Here is a 3464-nt window from a genome sequence, read left to right as displayed (position 1 = left end):
GTCTCGGTACTCTTTCTACACTTTTCTTTTAAATTCCTCTGTATGTTTACGAAACGCTTTTACTTTCATGAGAACTGACTCCTAAATAGGTGTCTACTTTTATGGAGTCAGATCAAGAAATTTTGCTCATATTAACTTACGTGTCAAGACGAGCTTCTCTTAAACTGACGGCTGACGGCTGACGGCTGACGGCTGACGGCTGACGGCTGACGGCTATAAAAACAAAAAACCCAAGCCGAGGCCTGGGTTTTTAAACAGTTAACTAAAAGAGTTTACTTCTTCTTTTTAACTGCTTTTTTGTTTGGTAAATCCGTGATTGAACCTTCAAAAATCTCAGCTGCAAGGCCAATAGACTCGTTCAATGTTGGGTGAGCATGAATAGTAAGCGCTAAGTCTTCACCGTCTGCGCCCATTTCAACTGCTAAGCCGATTTCGCCAAGCATTTCGCCTGCGTTAATACCCACCATAGCACCACCGATTACACGGCCACTGTCTTTATCAAAGATAAGCTTAGTAGAACCTTCAGTACGTGCAGATGCAATTGCGCGACCTGATGCAGCCCACGGGAATACCGCAGTTTCAATGCTTAAGCCTTGCTCTTTTGCTTCTTTCTCAGTCACACCTACCCATGCGATTTCTGGGTCAGTGTACGCAATTGAAGGAATACATTTAGGGTCGAAGAAGTGCTTCTGACCAGAGATAACTTCTGCAGCAACATGGCCTTCGTGTACCGCTTTATGCGCAAGCATAGGTTGGCCAACTAAATCACCAATTGCAAAAATATGGTCTACGTTAGTACGTAATTGCTTATCAACATTAATAAAGCCACGCTCATCAACATTAACACCTGCTTTATCAGCATCAAGTAAGTTACCGTTAGGCGTACGGCCTACAGCAACAAGTACTTTGTCGTAACGTACTGGCTCAGCTGGTGCGTTTTTGCCTTCAAAAGTAACGTATAAGCCATCATCTTTCGCTTCAACGCCAACAACTTTAGTAGAAAGCATAACATTGAATTTTTTGTTTACGTATTTTTGGTAAATCTTGATGATATCTTTATCCGCAGCCGGAACTAACTGATCTGCAAATTCAACTACATCAATATCAGAACCTAGTGCGCGGTAAACCGTACCCATTTCAAGACCGATAATACCACCACCTAAAACAAGTAGTTTCTCTGGTACGTCTTTAAGTTCTAATGCGCCAGTTGAATCAATTACACGGTCATCTTCTGGGATGAACGGTAAGCTAACAGGTTTAGAACCCGCAGCAATGATTGCGTTATCAAATGTAATAGTTGTAGTGCCGTCAGCACCTTCAACGTCTAAAGTGTTGCTGCCAGTGAATTTACCGTAACCTGGTACAACTTTAACTTTACGCATCTTAGCCATGCCGTCTAAGCCACCTGTAAGCTGGCCAACAACCGACTCTTTCCAAGAGCGAATTTTGTCTAAATCAATTTGCGGAGCGCCAAAAGTAACACCGTGAGATGACATTTCTGCAGCGTCATCAATCACTTTAGCTACGTGTAAAAGTGCTTTTGAAGGAATACAACCAACATTAAGACATACGCCGCCTAATGTTTCACGCGATTCTACTAATGTAACTTCTAAGCCCAAGTCAGCAGCACGGAAAGCCGCAGAGTAACCACCAGGACCACCGCCTAGTACAACAACTTGAGTTTTTAATTCGTTGCTCATGCTATTACCTTAATTGTTTGAACGGGACACTGCCCTAAAATTTAACTGCCATGTTTCTGCATGGGCAGAAAATCAGAGCAATTCACAAATAGTGCAAAGATTGTATCATTGCATATAGTAAAAATCCCAGCTAAAAACAACTGGCTGGGATTTGATTTTGTTCATATTGTAGTGATTACATCACTAGTTGACGTATGTCGCTCATGTAGCTTGCAAGCGTTGCGGTAAAGCGTGCAGCTAGAGCACCGTCAATCACACGGTGATCGTACGACATAGAAAGCGGAACCATTAATTTTGGTTCAAAGTCTTTACCATTCCACTTAGGTTTCATTTCAGATTTAGATACACCTAAAATAGCCACCTCTGGTGCATTAACAATCGGCGTAAATGCCGTACCGCCAATACCGCCTAAGCTTGAAATAGTAAAACAACCGCCTTGCATATCAGATGACGTTAACTTACCTTCACGCGCCTTTTTAGAAATATCCATCAGCTCGCGAGATAGTTCAATAATGCCTTTTTTGTCCACATCTTTAAATACTGGAACAACTAAGCCATTTGGCGTATCTACTGCCACACCAATATTGATGTACTTTTTAAGGATAAGGCTTTCACCGTCTTCAGACAATGACGAGTTAAACGTTGGGAACTCAGCAAGTACTTTCGCTACCGCTTTCATCACAAACACAAGTGGTGTGATTTTAACGCCGAGCTTTTTCTTCTCGCTTAACACGTTTTGTTCTTTACGGAACACTTCAAGGCTGGTGATATCAGCTTCGTCAAACTGTGTAACATGTGGGATTTGCACCCAGTTACGGTGTAGGTTTTTACCCGACAGCTTTTGAATACGCGATAGTTTTTTCTCTTCAATTTCACCAAATTTAGCAAAATCTACTTTCGGCCACGGAATTAAGCCAAGCTCACCACCGCCCGCATTGCCTTTACCAGCTGGTAATTGGCCTGATTCAACTTGCTTAACTAGGTTTTTAACATAGTTTTGTACGTCTTCTTTTACTACGCGGTTTTTACGCCCTGAGCCTTTAACGTTTGCTAAATTAATACCAAACTCACGCGCTAAGCGGCGAACAACTGGCGATGCATGGGCATATGCGCTGTTGTTTTCAAAGCTTTCGTTGCTTGCTTTAGCAGCAGGTGCAGCTTGAGCTGGCGCAGACTCGGTTTTAGCAGGTGCAGCCGCTGGCTTTTGCTCAGCCGGTTCTGCTGCTTTTGCTGGCGCACTGCCTGCAACTTCAAAAACAAACACAAGTGAGCCAGTTTTGACTTTATCGCCAGCGGCCACTTTAATTTCTTTAACGGTACCAGCAAACGGGGCTGGTACTTCCATTGCCGCTTTGTCGCCTTCAACGTTTAAGATAGATTGCTCTTCTTCAACCGTATCGCCAACAGCAACCATGATTTCAGTTACTTCAACTTCATCATCGCCAATATCAGGCACGTTTACTTCTTTTGTGCTTGGCTCGGCGCTTTGAGTAGTCTCTGCTGGCGCAGATTCTTGCTTTGGCGCATCTGATGCAGGTGCACTTGAGCCAGCTACTTCAAAAACAAACACTAAAGAGCCTGTTTTTACTTTGTCACCTTCGGCTACTTTAATTTCTTTTACAGTACCGGCAAAAGGAGCTGGTACTTCCATAGATGCTTTATCGCCTTCAACACTTAAAATTGACTGCTCTTCATCTACGCTGTCACCAACAGCGACCATGATTTCTGTTACTTCAACTTCGTCGTCACCAATATCTGGTACGG

General features: G+C 43.2%; 2 protein-coding genes. Both read right to left on the bottom strand.

The genetic code is table 11. From position 1 onward, the window contains the following. Nucleotides 1-272: 272 nt before the first annotated feature. The gene (gene lpdA, locus CWB60_RS19920) at nucleotides 273-1700 is read right to left on the bottom strand and encodes a dihydrolipoyl dehydrogenase (protein ID WP_029773352.1); all 1428 of its coding nucleotides are present in this window, start codon (nucleotides 1698-1700) and stop codon (nucleotides 273-275) included. 175 nt (nucleotides 1701-1875) lie between these two features. Further along, the coding region (gene aceF / locus CWB60_RS19915; protein ID WP_138628019.1) for a pyruvate dehydrogenase complex dihydrolipoyllysine-residue acetyltransferase at nucleotides 1876-3464 on the bottom strand (1589 nt) is incomplete at its 5' end.

This window comes from Pseudoalteromonas sp. S327 (assembly GCF_005886415.1).
GTDB classification, from domain to species: domain Bacteria; phylum Pseudomonadota; class Gammaproteobacteria; order Enterobacterales; family Alteromonadaceae; genus Pseudoalteromonas; species Pseudoalteromonas atlantica.
This window is presented reverse-complemented; position numbering and strand designations above follow the sequence as displayed.